We start from the raw sequence: 14288 nt of genomic DNA, 5'->3' as shown, positions 1-14288 counted from the left end.
TTCATCCACAGGAGTGCGGGCCCCGCTGGTTCGCGACCCCGAAGGCATGGCAGGCTCTGTTCATCCCGAGCCTGAAGTCGAGGAGAGTGAATCCGTGCGGTCCGACGCCAACCTCGCGGGGCCCATGGCCGATCCGGTCCCCGGCCCCCGCACCGAGTCCCCAGGCGGCGATGTTTCACGTGAAACATCGGTGCCGCTGGTGGACGCGGACACACCCATCGGCCGTGCCGCCCAGCTGGCGGTAGAGGCCTTGGGGCGTGCCGGTGAGGGACTTCCCAGGCCGGCGGAGAAGCGGATCATCGTGGTCGCCAACCAGAAGGGCGGCGTGGGCAAGACCACCACGACCGTCAACCTGGCCGCCTCGCTGGCCCTGCACGGTTCGCGGGTGCTGGTCATCGACCTGGACCCGCAGGGCAATGCCTCGACGGCGCTGGGCATCGACCACCACGCGGAGGTCCCCTCGATCTACGACGTGCTGGTCGAGAGCCGGCCGCTGCTGGAGGTCGTCCAGCCGGTGCCGGACGTGGAGGGGCTGTTCTGCGCCCCCGCCACGATCGACCTGGCCGGAGCGGAGATCGAGCTCGTCTCGCTGGTGGCCCGCGAGAGCCGCCTCCAGCGGGCCATCCAGGCCTACGAGCAGCCGCTGGACTACATCCTCATCGACTGCCCGCCGTCCCTCGGGCTCCTCACCGTCAACGCCCTCGTGGCGGGGGCCGAGGTGCTGATCCCGATCCAGTGCGAGTACTACGCGCTCGAGGGGCTGGGTCAGCTGCTGCGCAACGTCGACCTGGTCCGGGCCCACCTCAATCCTGCCCTGCACGTGTCGACCATCCTGCTGACCATGTACGACGGCAGGACGCGGCTGGCCTCGCAGGTGGCGGAGGAGGTGCGGAGCCACTTCGGCAGCGAGGTCCTGCGCACGAGCATCCCGCGTTCGGTCCGCATCTCGGAGGCTCCGAGCTACGGCCAGACGGTGCTCACCTATGACCCGGGCTCCAGCGGCTCGCTCTCGTACCTGGAAGCGGCGCGGGAGCTCGCGCTGCGAGGGGTGGGGATTCAGTACGACGGCCAGCACGCCCACACGGGCGGCGCCGTCACCAGCACACAGAACATGTCGGAGGGGATCCAGTGAGTGAGCGACGTAGAGGGCTCGGGCGGGGGCTCGGCGCTCTGATCCCGGCGGCTCCGACGGAGAAGCCGGGCCCGGCCGTGGGAGCGGGCTCCCTGTCCCCGTCGGCGGTCCCGGTCCTGACCGCGGAGCGCGGGGTGGCGGCAGCCAAGGTGACCGCCCTGCCGCAGAGCGCGGCTCCGCTCGACGCGGAGCTGCCCTCGGCCGCGGTGCCCGAGCCGGCGGAGGTGGCCGGGGCGACCTTCGCCGAGCTGGAGCTGGACTCCATCACCCCGAACCCGCGCCAGCCCCGTGAGGTCTTCGACGAGGACGCCCTGGCCGAGCTGGTCACCTCCATCCAGGAGGTCGGCCTGCTCCAGCCCGTGGTGGTGCGCCGGCTGGGTACCGAGCGCTACGAGCTCGTCATGGGTGAGCGCCGGTGGCGGGCCTGCCGTGAGGCCGGTCTGGAGAAGATCCCCGCGATCATCCGGGCCACGGACGACGAGAAGCTGCTGCTGGACGCCCTCCTGGAGAACCTGCACCGGGCGCAGCTGAACCCCCTGGAGGAGGCGGCGGCCTACGACCAGCTGCTCCAGGACTTCAACTGCACCCACGACCAGCTGGCGGACCGGATCGGCCGGTCCCGGCCGCAGGTCTCCAACACGCTGCGACTGCTGCGGCTCTCGCCCCCCGTCCAGCGCCGGGTGGCCGCCGGGGTGCTCTCCGCCGGTCATGCCCGCGCCCTGCTGTCCGTGGAGGACTCCGGGGAGCAGGACCGGCTGGCCCACCGCATCGTGGCCGAGGGGCTGTCGGTGCGGGCGGTCGAGGAGATCGTGACGCTGATGGGCAGCGAGCCGGCCAGCTCGGTGAAGCCCAAGGGCCCCCGGGCCGGTACCCGGGTCTCCCCGGCGCTGACCGACCTGGCCTCGCGCCTCTCGGACCGCTTCGAGACCCGGGTCAAGGTCGACCTGGGCCAGAAGAAGGGCAAGATCACCGTCGAGTTCGCCTCGATGGAGGACCTGGAGCGGATCCTGAGCACCCTGGCGCCGGGCGAGGGCCGGGTGCTGGAGCAGGGCGCCGGCGAAGGCTGAGCCCCGACGGGACGAAGGAAAGGGCGGGCCTGTGCCCGCCCTTTGCTTTCTCCCGGTGTCGGCCCGGTGACGCGGTGGATACGATGCACACAGGTATGGCGCAACCACTCGGAGACACCTCATGAGGAGGGGGCGGGGGCCATGCGTTCGGTGAGCCGCACCGGCCTGGTGACAGCAGGCCTGGGACTCGGAGCCGTAGGAGGTTTTGTCGGATCATGGGTCGTCGGCTTGTACCGCTCACGCTGGACAACCTCCGGGATCTCCCGAAGCGGTGCCGTGCCTGCGTTTTCTGGGAGCTCGATCCGGTCAGCGGCGAAGCCGCGATAAAGGCCGGCCGCCCCGAGCTGGAGAAGGAGGCGTGGATCTCCGCCGTTCTCCTGGAGTGGGGGTCCTGCGGCCGACTGGTCTACGTGGACGACGTCCCGGTGGGCTTCGTGCTCTATGCCCCGCCCGCCTACGTGCCGCGCTCCACCGCCTTCCCCACCAGCCCGGTCTCCCCCGACGCCGTGCAGCTGATGACCGCCTGGATCGCCCCCGGGTACCAGGGGCAGGGGCTGGGACGCGTCCTCGTGCAGACGGTGGCCAAGGACCTGCTGCGCCGCAGCTTCAAGGCGATCGAGGCCTTCGGGGACGCCCGCTGGGACGGTCCGGCCTGCCTGCTGCCCGCCGAGCACCTGCTCGCGGTCGGGTTCAAGACCGTACGCCCGCACCCGGTGAACCCACGGCTGCGACTGGAGCTGCGCTCCACGCTGTCGTGGAAGGAGGACGTGGAGATGGCCCTGGACCGGCTCCTGGGCGCCGTCCAGAAGGAGCCCGCGCTGCGCCCGCTGTGAGCGGCGCCGGGAGGATCGCGCGGAGAGCCGCGTAGGGGGCCGCTCCAGGAGAGCGGCCCCCTACGACGGAGACCATCAGACCGTGCCGACGGTCAGGCCTTGACCTCGATGAAGCCGTCCAGGTCGCGCAGGATCGCGGCCTTCGGCTTGGCGCCGACGATGGTCTTGGCGACCTCGCCACCCTGGTAGACGTTCAGCGTCGGGATGGACATGACGCCGTACTTGGCGGCCGTGGCCGGGTTCTCGTCGATGTTGAGCTTGACGATCTCGATCTGGTCGCCGTACTCGGCGGAGATGGCCTCCAGCGAGGGGGCGATCTGACGGCACGGGCCGCACCAGGCAGCCCAGAAGTCCACCAGAACGGGCTTCTCGCTCTTGAGGACGTCGGCCTCAAAGGACGCGTCGGTCACTGTCTTCAGGGTGGCCACAGCGGCCTCCTTCTTCTACTGCGGTGGGGTGTGGGAAGAGGGTCAGACGGTCGCGGTCGCGTGCTCCGCGTCGGAGAGCGCGGCGAGGAAGCGCTCCGCGTCCAGGGCGGCGGAGCAGCCGGTGCCGGCGGCGGTGATGGCCTGGCGGTAGGTGTGGTCCACCACGTCACCGGCGCCGAACACACCGGTCAGGTTGGTGCGGGTCGAGGGGGCGTCCACCTTCAGGTAGCCCTCCTCGTCAAGGTCCAGCTGGCCCTTGAACAGCTCGGTCCGCGGGTCGTGGCCAACGGCGATGAAGAGGCCGGTCACCTGGAGCTCGGAGGTCTCGCCGGTCTTGGTGTTGCGCAGGGTCAGGTGTGAGAGCTTCTGCTCGCCGTGCACCTCGGCGACCTCGCTGTCCCAGGCGAACTTGATCTTCGGGTCGGCGAAGGCGCGCTCCTGCATGGCCTTCGAGGCGCGCAGGCTGTCGCGGCGGTGGACGATCGTCACCGACTTCGCGAAGCGCGAGAGGAAGGTCGCCTCCTCCATGGCCGTGTCGCCGCCGCCGACGACGGCGATGTCCTGGTCCTTGAAGAAGAAGCCGTCGCAGGTGGCGCACCAGGAGACACCGCGGCCGGAGAGCGCGTCCTCGTTGGGGAGGCCGAGCTTGCGGTGCTGCGAACCGGTGGTGACGATGACGGCCTTGGCGCGGTGCACGGTGCCGGCGGTGTCGGTGACGGTCTTGATCTCACCGGTCAGGTCGACGGCGACGATGTCGTCCGGGACCAGCTCGGCACCGAAGCGCTCGGCCTGCGCCCGCATGTTGTCCATGAGGTCGGGGCCCATGATCCCGTCACGGAAGCCGGGGAAGTTCTCGACCTCGGTGGTGTTCATCAGGGCGCCACCCGCGGTGACGGCACCCTCGAAGACGAGGGGCTTGAGCGATGCGCGCGCGGTGTACAGGGCGGCGGTGTAACCAGCCGGCCCGGAGCCGATGATGATCACGTTACGAACGTCGCTCACGGGTAAGTTCCTCGTCTCTGCGGACTGCCTGCTGACTACCGGGGGCCGGTGTTTCGGTCTCACCCCACCCAACGGATCCTACGGCGCCGACATTCCCGGACCGATCCGTGTCCAGCAGGGGCGCCGTCAGCTCCGAGGATAGGAACCGGTCAGGAGAACGCTGCCACGCCCCGCCGGATTACCGCTGGTGCACCCGGCGTCCACGACGTAGGCGTCCACACGGGAGCCGTCGCCCGGGTTCGGGAAGACGACGAGGAAGGCCCGCTGTCCCTGGTAGGTGCCCGGTTCCCCGGCCAGCGGGGGCTCGGAACGGCCGGTCGCCTCGGTGACGCAGGTGGGTACGGCGGCGGCCGCGGAGAGTCCGCTCGCGTCCCGGTAGGTCTCCGCGCCGGGGACGTTCGACGCCTTGGGCGCGCTCTTGTCCGTGTCGTCGGCGGTGAGGAGTCGCTGGACGTCCGTCGCCAGCCGTTCGGAGGTGAAGCCCGGACCGGGCGAGTCGGCTGCGCTGACGGCGCTCTGCTTCGTGTCCATGTCTCCGGACGGCAGGTTCTGCACCAGGAACACGGTGAGGGACAGGGCGGCGGCCGCGGCCATGCCCGTGAGGACGGCGAACCGACGCCGGCTCCGGGTGCGGCCCGGGCCGGAGCCGGCACCGGACCGGCCGGCCGGCCGGGTTGAGCCGGGGGCCTGGGGCCGGGGAGCGGTCCGGGGGGTCGATGTTTCACGTGAAACATCGGCTGCGGGGGCGTGGTCCGTATCGGAGCGGTCCCGATCCCGTCCCTCGGGAGAGGTGGCGTCGAGCAGTGCCTCCGCGGCCAGGGCGGCGTCGATCCGGCCGGCGATGTCGGCTGGCATCCGGTGCGGCCCGGGGAGGGTCCCCAGCAGCCCGCGGATCTCCTCCAGGGACGCGAGGACGTCGGCGCACAGGGGGCACTCGGTCAGGTGGAGGCGGACCTCCGTGCTCTTGGCCGGTGAGAGGAGGCCTTCGGTGAGATCGGAGATCTCCGAGACTTCCGGGTGCCGGATCGTGCCGGTCGTGGAACTCACCCTCGCCCACCTCCGCCCTTCACCGCATCGGGGTCCCTGGTATCTGCTGCTGGTGGGACGGATGTCCCCTGCGTCCGGTTCCTTCCCCGGTCGGTGGCGGTGTTACCCCCGCCTTCCCCGCGCAGATGAGTGAGCATGGGGAGAAGTTTCGCCCGGCCACGGGCGCACCGGCTCTTGACCGTGCCGACGGGTACGTCCAGCATCCCCGCCACCTCCGCCACCGGGTAGCCCTGCATGTCCACCAGGACCAGGGCGGCCCGTTGCTCGGGCGGCAGCGTGCCCAGCGCGGCCAGCAGCTCCCGGTGGAGGTCCTGGCGCTCGGCGGGGGCCTCGGCGGACTCGTGGGGCTCCAGCAACCGCTCGAAGTCCTCGGGATCCTCCACGGCCCGGGTCTTGCGGGTGGCTGCCTTGCGGGCCCGGTCCAGGCAGGCGTTCACCGTGATGCGGTGCAGCCAGGTGGTGACCGCCGACTGGCCGCGGAAGGTGTGGGCGGCGCGGTACGCGGAGACCAGGGCGTCCTGCACCGCGTCGGCGGCCTCCTCGCGGTCCCCCAGGGTGCGCAGGGCCACGGCCCAGAGCCGGTCGCGGTGCCGGCGGACGAGCTCACCGAACGCGTCGGGGTCACCCGCGACATGACGGGCCAGGAGGTCCTGGTCGCTGATGTCCCCGAGTGGTGCGTGATCCAACGGTGAGCCCCTCCCCCTGCCGTCGTGTCAGCCGGTGAACTTCACGTCCGTGACGCCCTGCTTGTAGCCGGCCTTGCTGAACTCGTCCACGCCCGACCGGGGTACCTCTGTCAGCCAGAGGACCACGTACCGGGTCTTCACCGGCGTCTTCGCCTTGAGGACCAGTTTGGAGCCCGAGGTGGTTCCCGAGGCGATGGGCTTCATCGCGCTGACGGGCGTGCCCGAGGACATGGAGTCGGCCGCGTAGATCGCCCCGGTGGTGTGGTCGCCGTCGTAGCGCAGCGCTATCGACGCGGCGTCGACCTCGTGCCGGGAGCCGAGATCGAAGACCAGGCCGATGCCCTGCTTGTAGGGCGCCAGCTTGGGGCCTTCGTTGAAGCTCTTGGAGCGCCACCAGGTCGAGCCGTCCCCGTCGACGGCCTTGCCGGCGCCGTCGCTGTTCTGCGGGGTGCCGTCCGGGTAGTACTCCTCGGCGTCCTTGACCGCCAGCGCGACCGGGGCCTTCTTCGGCGGGGTGTCGTCGTCGCTGTCCGTGGTCTGCGAGTGGTTCGCGTCGCCGTTGCCGGACTTGTGCTTGAGGAGGGTGTCGGCCAGCTGCCAGCTGCCCAGTCCCAGGGCGGCGATGAGCAGCGCGGCGACACCCCACTTCAGGGCCCGGCCGGTGCGGCTCTGGAGCGGCGGCGGGGGCGGCGGGACCACCATGGCCTGGGTGACCCCGGGCCGGCTCACCGGGCGCCCGTAGGTGCCCTGCTGGTAGGTCGTGTGCTGGTACTCGGGCGGGGCCGTGAAGACCGGCTCCGGCGGCTTGATGCGCGGCATCGCGGCCACGGCCTTGGCCAGTTCCTCGGGGGTGGTGCAGGGCGGTTCCTGGCGGGACGCGGTGGCGCCGTCGTTGGCGAGGGCGCGCATGGCGATCTCGGCCAGTCCGCGGTGCACACCGGCCCGGACCTGGTCCGGCGGGATCAGCCCGACGCCCTTGGGCAGCCCGGACAGGCCGTAGGCGTCGCTCTCGTAGGGCCACCGCTGGGTGAGGGCGGAGTAGAGCAGCGCACCGATCGCCTCGGTGTCCGCACGCTGGGGGGTCTCGCTCTGGATGCCGCGCAGGGCGGCGTTCACGGCCAGCCCGCGGATCCGGTACTGGCCCGAGGAGGTGCGCAGTATCGCGCTGGGGGTGAGCCGGAGGTGGGCCAGCCCCTCGCGGTGGGCGGCGGCCATCGCCTGGGAGACCTGGCTGACGAGCTGGTAGGCCTCGTGGGCCTCCATGGGGCCGGCCGCCAGGATGGCCGTCAGCTCCGTGGAGTCGGGCAGCCATTCGTGGACGACGTAGACGAGGTCGTTGTCCTCGACGGCGTCGAGGACCTGGACGAAGCGCGGGTCGCCGAGCAGCGCCGAGGAACGGGCGGCGGCGAGGACGGAGCGGGCGCGCGGGTGGTCCGCGGGCAGCAGGTGGACGCCGACCGCACGGCGCAGTTTCTCGTCCATGGCACGCCAGGAGCTGAAACCGTCCAGACGGGTGACGCACTCCTCGAGTCGGTAGCGTCTGGCCAGCTTGTGGCCGCTGTGCAGGTCCGGAGCCGTGGTCGCGGTCCTGCCGCGCTCGGCGTCCGTCTCGGTCGTGGACTTGTCCGCGGTCTGCCGGGAATCCGTCGTCTCTGGCGCCCCGTCGGCCGTGGCCTTCTCCGCCTTGGCGGTCAGCGGCTCATCGCCGCTGTTGTCGGCCACGTCGACGGCAGCCGTGCTACGTTCCGCCACCGTCGTTCCTGCCTCCCCATCCATTGCGCGCTGTCGGCCAGTCTGCAAAGCCATGCCAATTGTGCCCACAACCCGCCGCTGTGCACGACACGCAGCAGCGGCGGATGGTTGTGCGGATCAGCGTCCCAGACGTCCCCGCACCATCCCGACCATGGCGTTCAGTTCCTCGATGCGCATGCGCTTGGCCGCGGTGAAGAAGACGCCCATCAGGACGATGCCGCCGGCCACCAGCGCGGCCAGCGACCCGAGGGCGCCGGTGCCGAGCAGCCGGATGACCGCGAAGGCCACGCCGCCGCCGAGGGCGGCCGCCGGGAGGCAGGCACCCGCGAGGCGGGCGTAGGTCCGCACGACGTGCGAGCCGTCCAGGTCGCCGCCGAGCCGGGTGCGCAGCCGGCGCCAGGCGACGCCCACGCCGACCGCGTAGGCCAGGCCGTAGGCGGCGCCCATGCCGACCACGGCCCAGCGGGCCGGCAGCAGCAGGAAGGCGAGTCCGGAGGCCGCCGCGTTGACCGAGGCGACGATGACCGTGTTGTAGAAGGGGGTGCGGGTGTCCTCGTAGGCGTAGAAGCCGCGCAGCACCACGTACTGCACCGAGTACGGGATCAGGCCGACGCCGAAGGCCATCAGGACGTAGCCGATGTTCTGGGCGCCGCTGCCGGAGCCGGCGTACAGCAGGGTGGCCATCGGGACGCCCAGGGCCAGGAAGGCGAAGGCGCAGGGCACGATCGCCACGGCGGAGGTGCGCAGGCCGTAGGAGATGTCGTCGCGGACGGCCGCGGCGTCGCCGTCGTGCGCGGACCGGGAGATCCGCGGGAGCACCGCGGTCATCACGGAGACGGTGATGATGGCCTGCGGCATCTGCCACAGCAGCAGCGCGTAGTTGTAGGCGGTGATGCCGGTGCCGGGGTGGCCCTGCTTCTCGGCGACGGAGCCGGCCCAGGTCGCCAGCTGGGTGACCACCACCAGGCCGATCTGGTTGGCGAGCACGAAGAAGAAGGTCCACTTGGCCAGTCCGGCGGCCTTGCCCAGGCCGTGGCCGCGCCAGTCGAAGCGCAGCCGGGGCTTGAAGCCGGCCTCCCGCAGGTACGGGATCATCGACAGGGCCTGGACGGTGAGGCCGAGCAGGGTGCCCAGGCCCAGCAGCCGCACGCCCTCGGGGGTGACGGTGCCGGCGCTGACGTGGGAGCTGGTGAAGCCGCCGAAGGCCCAGATGAAGGCGCCGAAGGTGGCGATCACCACGATGTTGTTGAGGACCGGGGTCCACATCATCGCGCCGAACTTGCCGCGGGCGTTGAGGATCTGACCCATGACCACGTGGACGCCCATGAAGAACATGGTCGGCAGGCAGTAGCGGGCGAAGGCCACCGCGACGTCCATCTGCTGCGGGTCCGAGGCCAGCTTCGGCGACATCATCGTGATGAACAGCGGCGCGGCCAGCACGCAGATGGTGGTGACGCCCGCGAGGAGGACGACGACCAGGGTCAGCAGCCGGTTGGCGTAGGCCTCGCCGCCGTCGTCGTCGTTCTTCATGGCGCGGACGAGCTGCGGGATGAAGACGGCGTTCAGGGCGCCGCCGCCGACGAGGACGTAGATCATCGTCGGGAGGGTGTTGGCGATCTGGTAGGTGTCGTTGAACGTGCCGACGCCGATGGCGGCGGCGATCACCAGGGTGCGCAGGAAGCCGGTGAGGCGGGAGACGATCGTGCCGGCCGCCATCAGGGCGCTGGACTTCAGCAGGCTGGCGGCCCGGCCGGCGGGCTTGCTCGGGGCCGGGGCGGCCACCGGTGCGTCGGCGGGGGCGGGCGCGGGGACCGGCGGCCGGTGCCCGGCTCCCTGGTCGCGGTAGAGGTGGGCGAAGGCGTCGGTGCCCGGCTCCTCGTCGGAGGCCTGGGTGACGAGGGCGTCCACCCCCACGAACTGCGTGGTGGTGGCGTGGTCCCCGTAGGGCAGGTGGCGAGAGGGGCCGTCGGGCTCGGGCGGCGGGGTCTGGGCCCATACCCGCGGGTCGGGGGCGTAGACGGGGGCCGCCGGGGGCTCGTAGAGCGGGCCGGGCTCCTGGTAGGTGCCGGGCGGCGGCGGGGGGTGGGCGGCCCGGTCGTACAGGGCCTCCGTCACCGGGTCCTGCGCGGACAGGTCCTGGGACCGGTACGGGTCCTGGGCGTAGGCGTCCTGGACGTACGGGTCCTGGAGGTAGGGGTCCTGCTCGAGGGGGTCCTGGGCAGGGCCGGCCGGCGGCGGGAACTGCCCCGGTACCGGGGTGCCCTGGCCCGGCTCCCTGGAGGGTGCGGTGCCACTCGCTCCCTGCGCGCGGTCACCTTCGTACGGCGCGTTCATCGAAACCCCACCTCATCGTCCCCAGGCCCGACCGGCCACGGCGTCGCTCAACGGTCCACTGTCTCACCTGGGCCGGAAGAGCTGTCGCTTTCCGGTCCGGTGTCCGGGCTCGGGTCACTCGGCTGCTCGCTCTGTCCGGCGGCGGCCCGGGCGGCGACCCGCTTGCGGCTGGCATACATCTTCACCCCTGCGAGGACGAGCAGGAGCACGCCGCCCGCGATGACGAGCAGCACCGTGGAGGTGATCTCCGTGGCCTCGACGGTGAACTTGCGCGCCTGGCCGTACCGGACGCCGTCCTTCGTGTAGAGCTGCGCGGTGACCTCCACCGGACCACTGGCGGTCGCGTTGGCGGTGAACTTCACCGACTGGCTGTGGCCGCCCTGGATGTCGATCTGCCGCTCGTCCTGGCCCTCGTCGTCGAACATCAGGCGCGTCGGGTTGGCGGAGGTCAGCCGGAGCACCAGCCCGTGCACGTCCTGGACCAGCCCGTTCTGCACGGTCACGGGGATCGTGGCGCTGCGCCCCGACAGGTGCGCCTTGGACTTGGGGATCAGCTGGACCTGGTCCATCAGCTCGGTCAGGTAGCCCTGGGTGCCGTCCCGGTAGGCCTGGGCCTCCTTGGGCCGGCCCCGCCAGGAGGTCGACATCTCGCGGTTGAAGGCGTTGCCGAAGGGGATCTCCACCCGGTCGGGGTGGGACAGGATCACCTTGAAGTGGTCGAGAGTGCTCTGGGTGGTGCGCATCTGCTCGAAGGCAGACTGCGGCAGCTCCTGCTTGCGCAGCCAGCCCGGGTACAGGCCGGCGCCGGGGACGACCGTGGTGGCACCCGGGTCGGGCTTGCCCTTGGCGGCGGTCTCCAGGTCCACCGGCTGCACCCAGCGGCCGGTCTGGAGGGTGTGCAGGGCGGCGGCCATGCTCTGCGCCTGGCTCGCGGTGGGCATCCGCTGGGGGGCGACCACGACGCTGCGGGGCGCGTCGGTGTCCTGGAGGTTGAGCGCCAGGCTCTGGGCCAGGAACTCCTGGACGGCGAGGGTGGAGCTGCCGGCGCGCACCATGTCGCCCTGGAAGGCCTTGGAGAGCCGGGCGTCCGCCACCACGGCCGTGGTGCCGGCGCCGATGGGCCGGGGCGCGGAGGGCGTGTAGGGCAGCCCGCCGTTCTCCTGGAAGCTGTCGCTGCGGGCCAGGACGTTGTGGGCGCCCGCGGAGGTGGCGACGTTGACGATCGCCGGGTCCACGGCCCCTTCGACGGGCCAGGAGAAGTCGGTGGAGGGCTGGACGTGCAGGATGGTCTCGACGACCTGCCGGGCCTTGTCCGTGGCCGGCCGGAGCTGACCGAGGGAGCCGGAGACGTTCTTGCCGCGGTGGGCGAGCGAGGCCAGGTCCGGGTCGGCGAAGGGCAGGGCGACGACCTTCTTGTCCGCCACGGCCTTCTCCAGGGCGGCCAGCCAGCGCTTGGCCACCGCCTGGCTCTTGCCCGGGACGGTCCGGCCGTCCGGCTGGCGCACCGAGTAGGCGTTGGCCATCGCCGCCACGCCGGCCAGCAGGTCCGGGTCGATCACCCAGGTGACCGGGAGGTCCTTGCCCAGGGAGACCAGCTGTTCCAGCCGGCCGCCCGGTTCGAGCTCGGCGGCGAGGTCGTCGTTCTCGAAGACGGGGGTCTGGAGCTCGTCGGACCCGGTCTGCGCGGTCAGGTGGGTGGTGGAGATCAGCGGCCAGACGTAGCTGAGCTGGGCCCGCTTGCCGGCGCCCTCCGGCTGCCAGGGCAGGAAGGTCCGCTGGATCCCCAGCAGCCGCTCGTCGGACCGGCTCTCGGTCTCGCCCGACAGCGAGACGCCCAGCTGGTAGACGCCGTCCTCGTCGAGGCCGAGCTTGGCGACCGGGATCTTGAGGGTGAACTGCTGGGAGACCTTGGACGGCAGCGCGGGGAGTTTCACCGCGGAGCCCTCGACCTCCGAGGGCTCGGCGCCCGGACGGATCCCGGTGCGGTCGGCGGCCTCGTCGATCGAGGTGCGGTCGGTGAGCTGGCCGCCGACGCGGAGCCCGACGTGGGCGTTGGTGATCGTCTCCTTGCCCTGGTTCGTCACCGTGCCGGAGATCGTGAGGGTGTCGCCCTTGACCGGGGCGGTGGGGGCCAGTGAGTCCAGGGACACATCGACGGTGGCGGAGCCCCCGGAGCGGGGGGCGGCCTGGGCGGGCCCGGCGGGTACGTAGATCAGTCCGGCCAGGACGGGCGTTCCGGCGAGCATCACGACGGCCCGCCGCAACCAGCGGCGGGCAGGAGCGGGGGTCTCCCCCTGGAAATCTGCCGCCTCGGCCACGCGTCGCCCGTCCTCGTCGTGTCAGTGGTCGTCGGTTGTGCGTCCACGCATGGTAACGAGGGCCGCTGTGCCCGAGTGCCGCGGACTGCTCCACATGATCGGGCGGGGCCGGCAGGCGCCCCGGTCGGCGCCGGGACTCCGGCGGGAGTCGGGCGCCGGGCGGGCCACGTACCCTTTTCTGTTGTGCCGAACGCCAACGAAGACAATCCCAGTGAACTGAGCCAGGTGCAGCGCCGCGCGGTGAGCGAGCTCCTGCGGGTCGCGCCGGTCGCCGACGATCTCGCACGCCGCTTCCAGGAGGCCGGCTTCCGGCTGGCCCTGGTCGGAGGTTCCGTCAGGGATGCCCTGCTGGGACGGCTCGGCAACGATCTCGACTTCACCACCGACGCGCGTCCCGAGGACGTCCTGAAGATCGTCCGGCCCTGGGCGGACGCCACCTGGGACGTGGGCATCGCCTTCGGCACCGTCGGGTCGCAGAAGGACGGCTTCCAGATCGAGGTGACCACCTACCGGTCCGAGGCCTACGACCGCACCTCCCGCAAGCCCGAGGTCTCGTACGGCGACTCCATCGAGCAGGACCTCGTCCGTCGCGACTTCACCGTCAACGCCATGGCGCTGGCGCTGCCGGAGGCGGAGTTCATCGACCCGCACGGCGGCCTGGAGGACCTGGCGGCCCGGGTGCTGAAGACCCCCGGCACCCCCGAGGAGTCCTTCTCGGACGACCCGCTGCGGATGCTGCGAGCGGCCCGCTTCGCCGCGCAGCTGGACTTCGAGGTGGCCCCCGAGGTCGTCGCCGCGATGAAGGCCATGGCCGACCGGATCGAGATCGTCTCCGCCGAGCGGGTCCAGGGCGAGATCAACAAGCTCCTGCTGGCCGCGCACCCGCGCAAGGGGCTCGGCCTGCTGGTGGACAGCGGCCTGGCCGACCACGTGCTGCCCGAGCTGCCCGCCCTGCGGCTGGAGAGCGACGAGCACCACCGGCACAAGGACGTCTACGACCACTCGCTGATCGTGCTGGAGCAGGCGATCGACCTGGAGGAGGACGGCCCGGACCTGGTGCTCCGGCTGGCCGCGCTGCTCCATGACATCGGCAAGCCGCGCACCCGTCGCTTCGAGTCGGACGGCCGGGTCTCCTTCCACCACCACGAGATGGTCGGCGCGAAGATGACCAAGAAGCGCATGACCGCGCTGAAGTACTCCAACGACATGATCCGGGACGTCTCCCGGCTGGTGGAGCTGCACCTGCGGTTCCACGGCTACGGCACGGGCGACTGGACGGACTCCGCGGTCCGGCGCTACGTGCGGGACGCGGGACCGCTGCTGGACCGGCTGCACAAGCTGACCCGTTCCGACTGCACCACGCGCAACAAGCGCAAGGCGAACGCGCTCTCCCGGGCCTACGACGGCCTGGAGCAGCGGATCGCGGAGCTCCAGGAGCAGGAGGAGCTGGACGCGATCCGGCCCGACCTCGATGGCAACGACATCATGGAGGTCCTGTCGGTGGGCCCCGGGCCGGTGATCGGCCAGGCCTACAAGTTCCTGCTCGAGCTGCGTCTGGAGAACGGGCCCATGGAGCGGGAGGCCGCGATCGAGGCCCTCAAGGCCTGGTGGGCCACGCAGAGCTGAGCCCCTCCGGCAGCGGAACGGCGGTCGATGTTTCACGTGAAACATCGACCGCCGTTCTCGTAC

The 14288-nt window shown here is 71.5% G+C and carries 11 protein-coding genes; 4 read left to right on the top strand and 7 right to left on the bottom strand.

Annotated elements, in window-relative coordinates; all coding sequences use genetic code 11:
* Positions 1-46 precede the first annotated feature (46 nt).
* The 3 genes from AB0O40_RS04040 to AB0O40_RS04030 all read left to right on the top strand — a co-directional run bounded on the left by AB0O40_RS04040 (position 47) and on the right by AB0O40_RS04030 (position 3032).
* Positions 47-1132 carry a ParA family protein gene (locus tag AB0O40_RS04040; RefSeq protein ID WP_365035370.1) on the top strand — a complete coding sequence of 362 codons (1086 nt, stop codon included), beginning with the start codon at positions 47-49 and terminating at the stop codon, positions 1130-1132.
* Positions 1129-2199, top strand: a complete 1071-nt coding sequence (locus tag AB0O40_RS04035; protein ID WP_365035368.1) for a ParB/RepB/Spo0J family partition protein — start codon at positions 1129-1131, stop codon at positions 2197-2199. Before AB0O40_RS04040 ends, AB0O40_RS04035 begins: the two co-directional genes overlap by 4 nt.
* Positions 2200-2414: 215 nt before the next feature.
* The gene (locus AB0O40_RS04030; RefSeq protein ID WP_365035366.1) at positions 2415-3032 is read left to right on the top strand and encodes a GNAT family N-acetyltransferase; all 618 of its coding nucleotides are present in this window, start codon (positions 2415-2417) and stop codon (positions 3030-3032) included.
* A gap of 92 nt (positions 3033-3124) precedes the next feature.
* Here the strand turns inward: AB0O40_RS04030 and trxA are convergent, their stop codons facing one another.
* The 7 genes from trxA to AB0O40_RS03995 all read right to left on the bottom strand — a co-directional run bounded on the left by trxA (position 3125) and on the right by AB0O40_RS03995 (position 12599).
* Positions 3125-3460, bottom strand: coding sequence for a thioredoxin (gene trxA, locus AB0O40_RS04025; RefSeq protein WP_365035364.1), 336 nt, complete (start codon positions 3458-3460; stop codon positions 3125-3127).
* Between the two features lie 42 nt (positions 3461-3502).
* Positions 3503-4462 (bottom strand): thioredoxin-disulfide reductase, encoded by a 960-nt coding sequence (trxB, locus tag AB0O40_RS04020; protein WP_365035362.1) that lies wholly within the window; start codon positions 4460-4462, stop codon positions 3503-3505.
* 126 nt (positions 4463-4588) lie between these two features.
* On the bottom strand, positions 4589-5509 hold the full coding sequence (locus tag AB0O40_RS04015) for a hypothetical protein (protein ID WP_365035361.1): 921 nt from the start codon (positions 5507-5509) through the stop codon (positions 4589-4591).
* Positions 5506-6195 carry an RNA polymerase sigma factor SigM gene (gene sigM, locus AB0O40_RS04010; RefSeq protein WP_365035359.1) on the bottom strand — a complete coding sequence of 230 codons (690 nt, stop codon included), beginning with the start codon at positions 6193-6195 and terminating at the stop codon, positions 5506-5508. The genes AB0O40_RS04015 and sigM overlap by 4 nt, the downstream gene beginning before the upstream one ends.
* Positions 6196-6222: 27 nt before the next feature.
* Positions 6223-7947 carry a protein kinase family protein gene (locus tag AB0O40_RS04005; protein ID WP_365035357.1) on the bottom strand — a complete coding sequence of 575 codons (1725 nt, stop codon included), beginning with the start codon at positions 7945-7947 and terminating at the stop codon, positions 6223-6225.
* Positions 7948-8064: 117 nt separating this feature from the next.
* A complete protein-coding gene (gene murJ / locus AB0O40_RS04000; protein WP_365035355.1) occupies positions 8065-10281 on the bottom strand; it encodes a murein biosynthesis integral membrane protein MurJ in 2217 nt (738 codons plus the stop codon).
* A gap of 47 nt (positions 10282-10328) precedes the next feature.
* Positions 10329-12599: a DUF6049 family protein gene (locus tag AB0O40_RS03995; RefSeq protein ID WP_365035353.1), complete on the bottom strand. Its 2271-nt coding sequence runs from the start codon at positions 12597-12599 to the stop codon at positions 10329-10331.
* Positions 12600-12782: 183 nt separating this feature from the next.
* Here AB0O40_RS03995 and AB0O40_RS03990 point away from each other — a divergent pair, with 183 nt between their 5' ends.
* Positions 12783-14225, top strand: coding sequence for a CCA tRNA nucleotidyltransferase (locus tag AB0O40_RS03990; protein ID WP_365035351.1), 1443 nt, complete (start codon positions 12783-12785; stop codon positions 14223-14225).
* Positions 14226-14288 lie beyond the last annotated feature (63 nt).

The sequence above is a fragment of the Streptomyces sp. NPDC089919 genome (assembly GCF_040684615.1).
Taxonomy (GTDB): domain Bacteria; phylum Actinomycetota; class Actinomycetes; order Streptomycetales; family Streptomycetaceae; genus Streptomyces.
The sequence above is the reverse complement of the archived record's forward strand: the minus strand, read 5'-3'. Positions and strand labels throughout refer to the sequence as shown.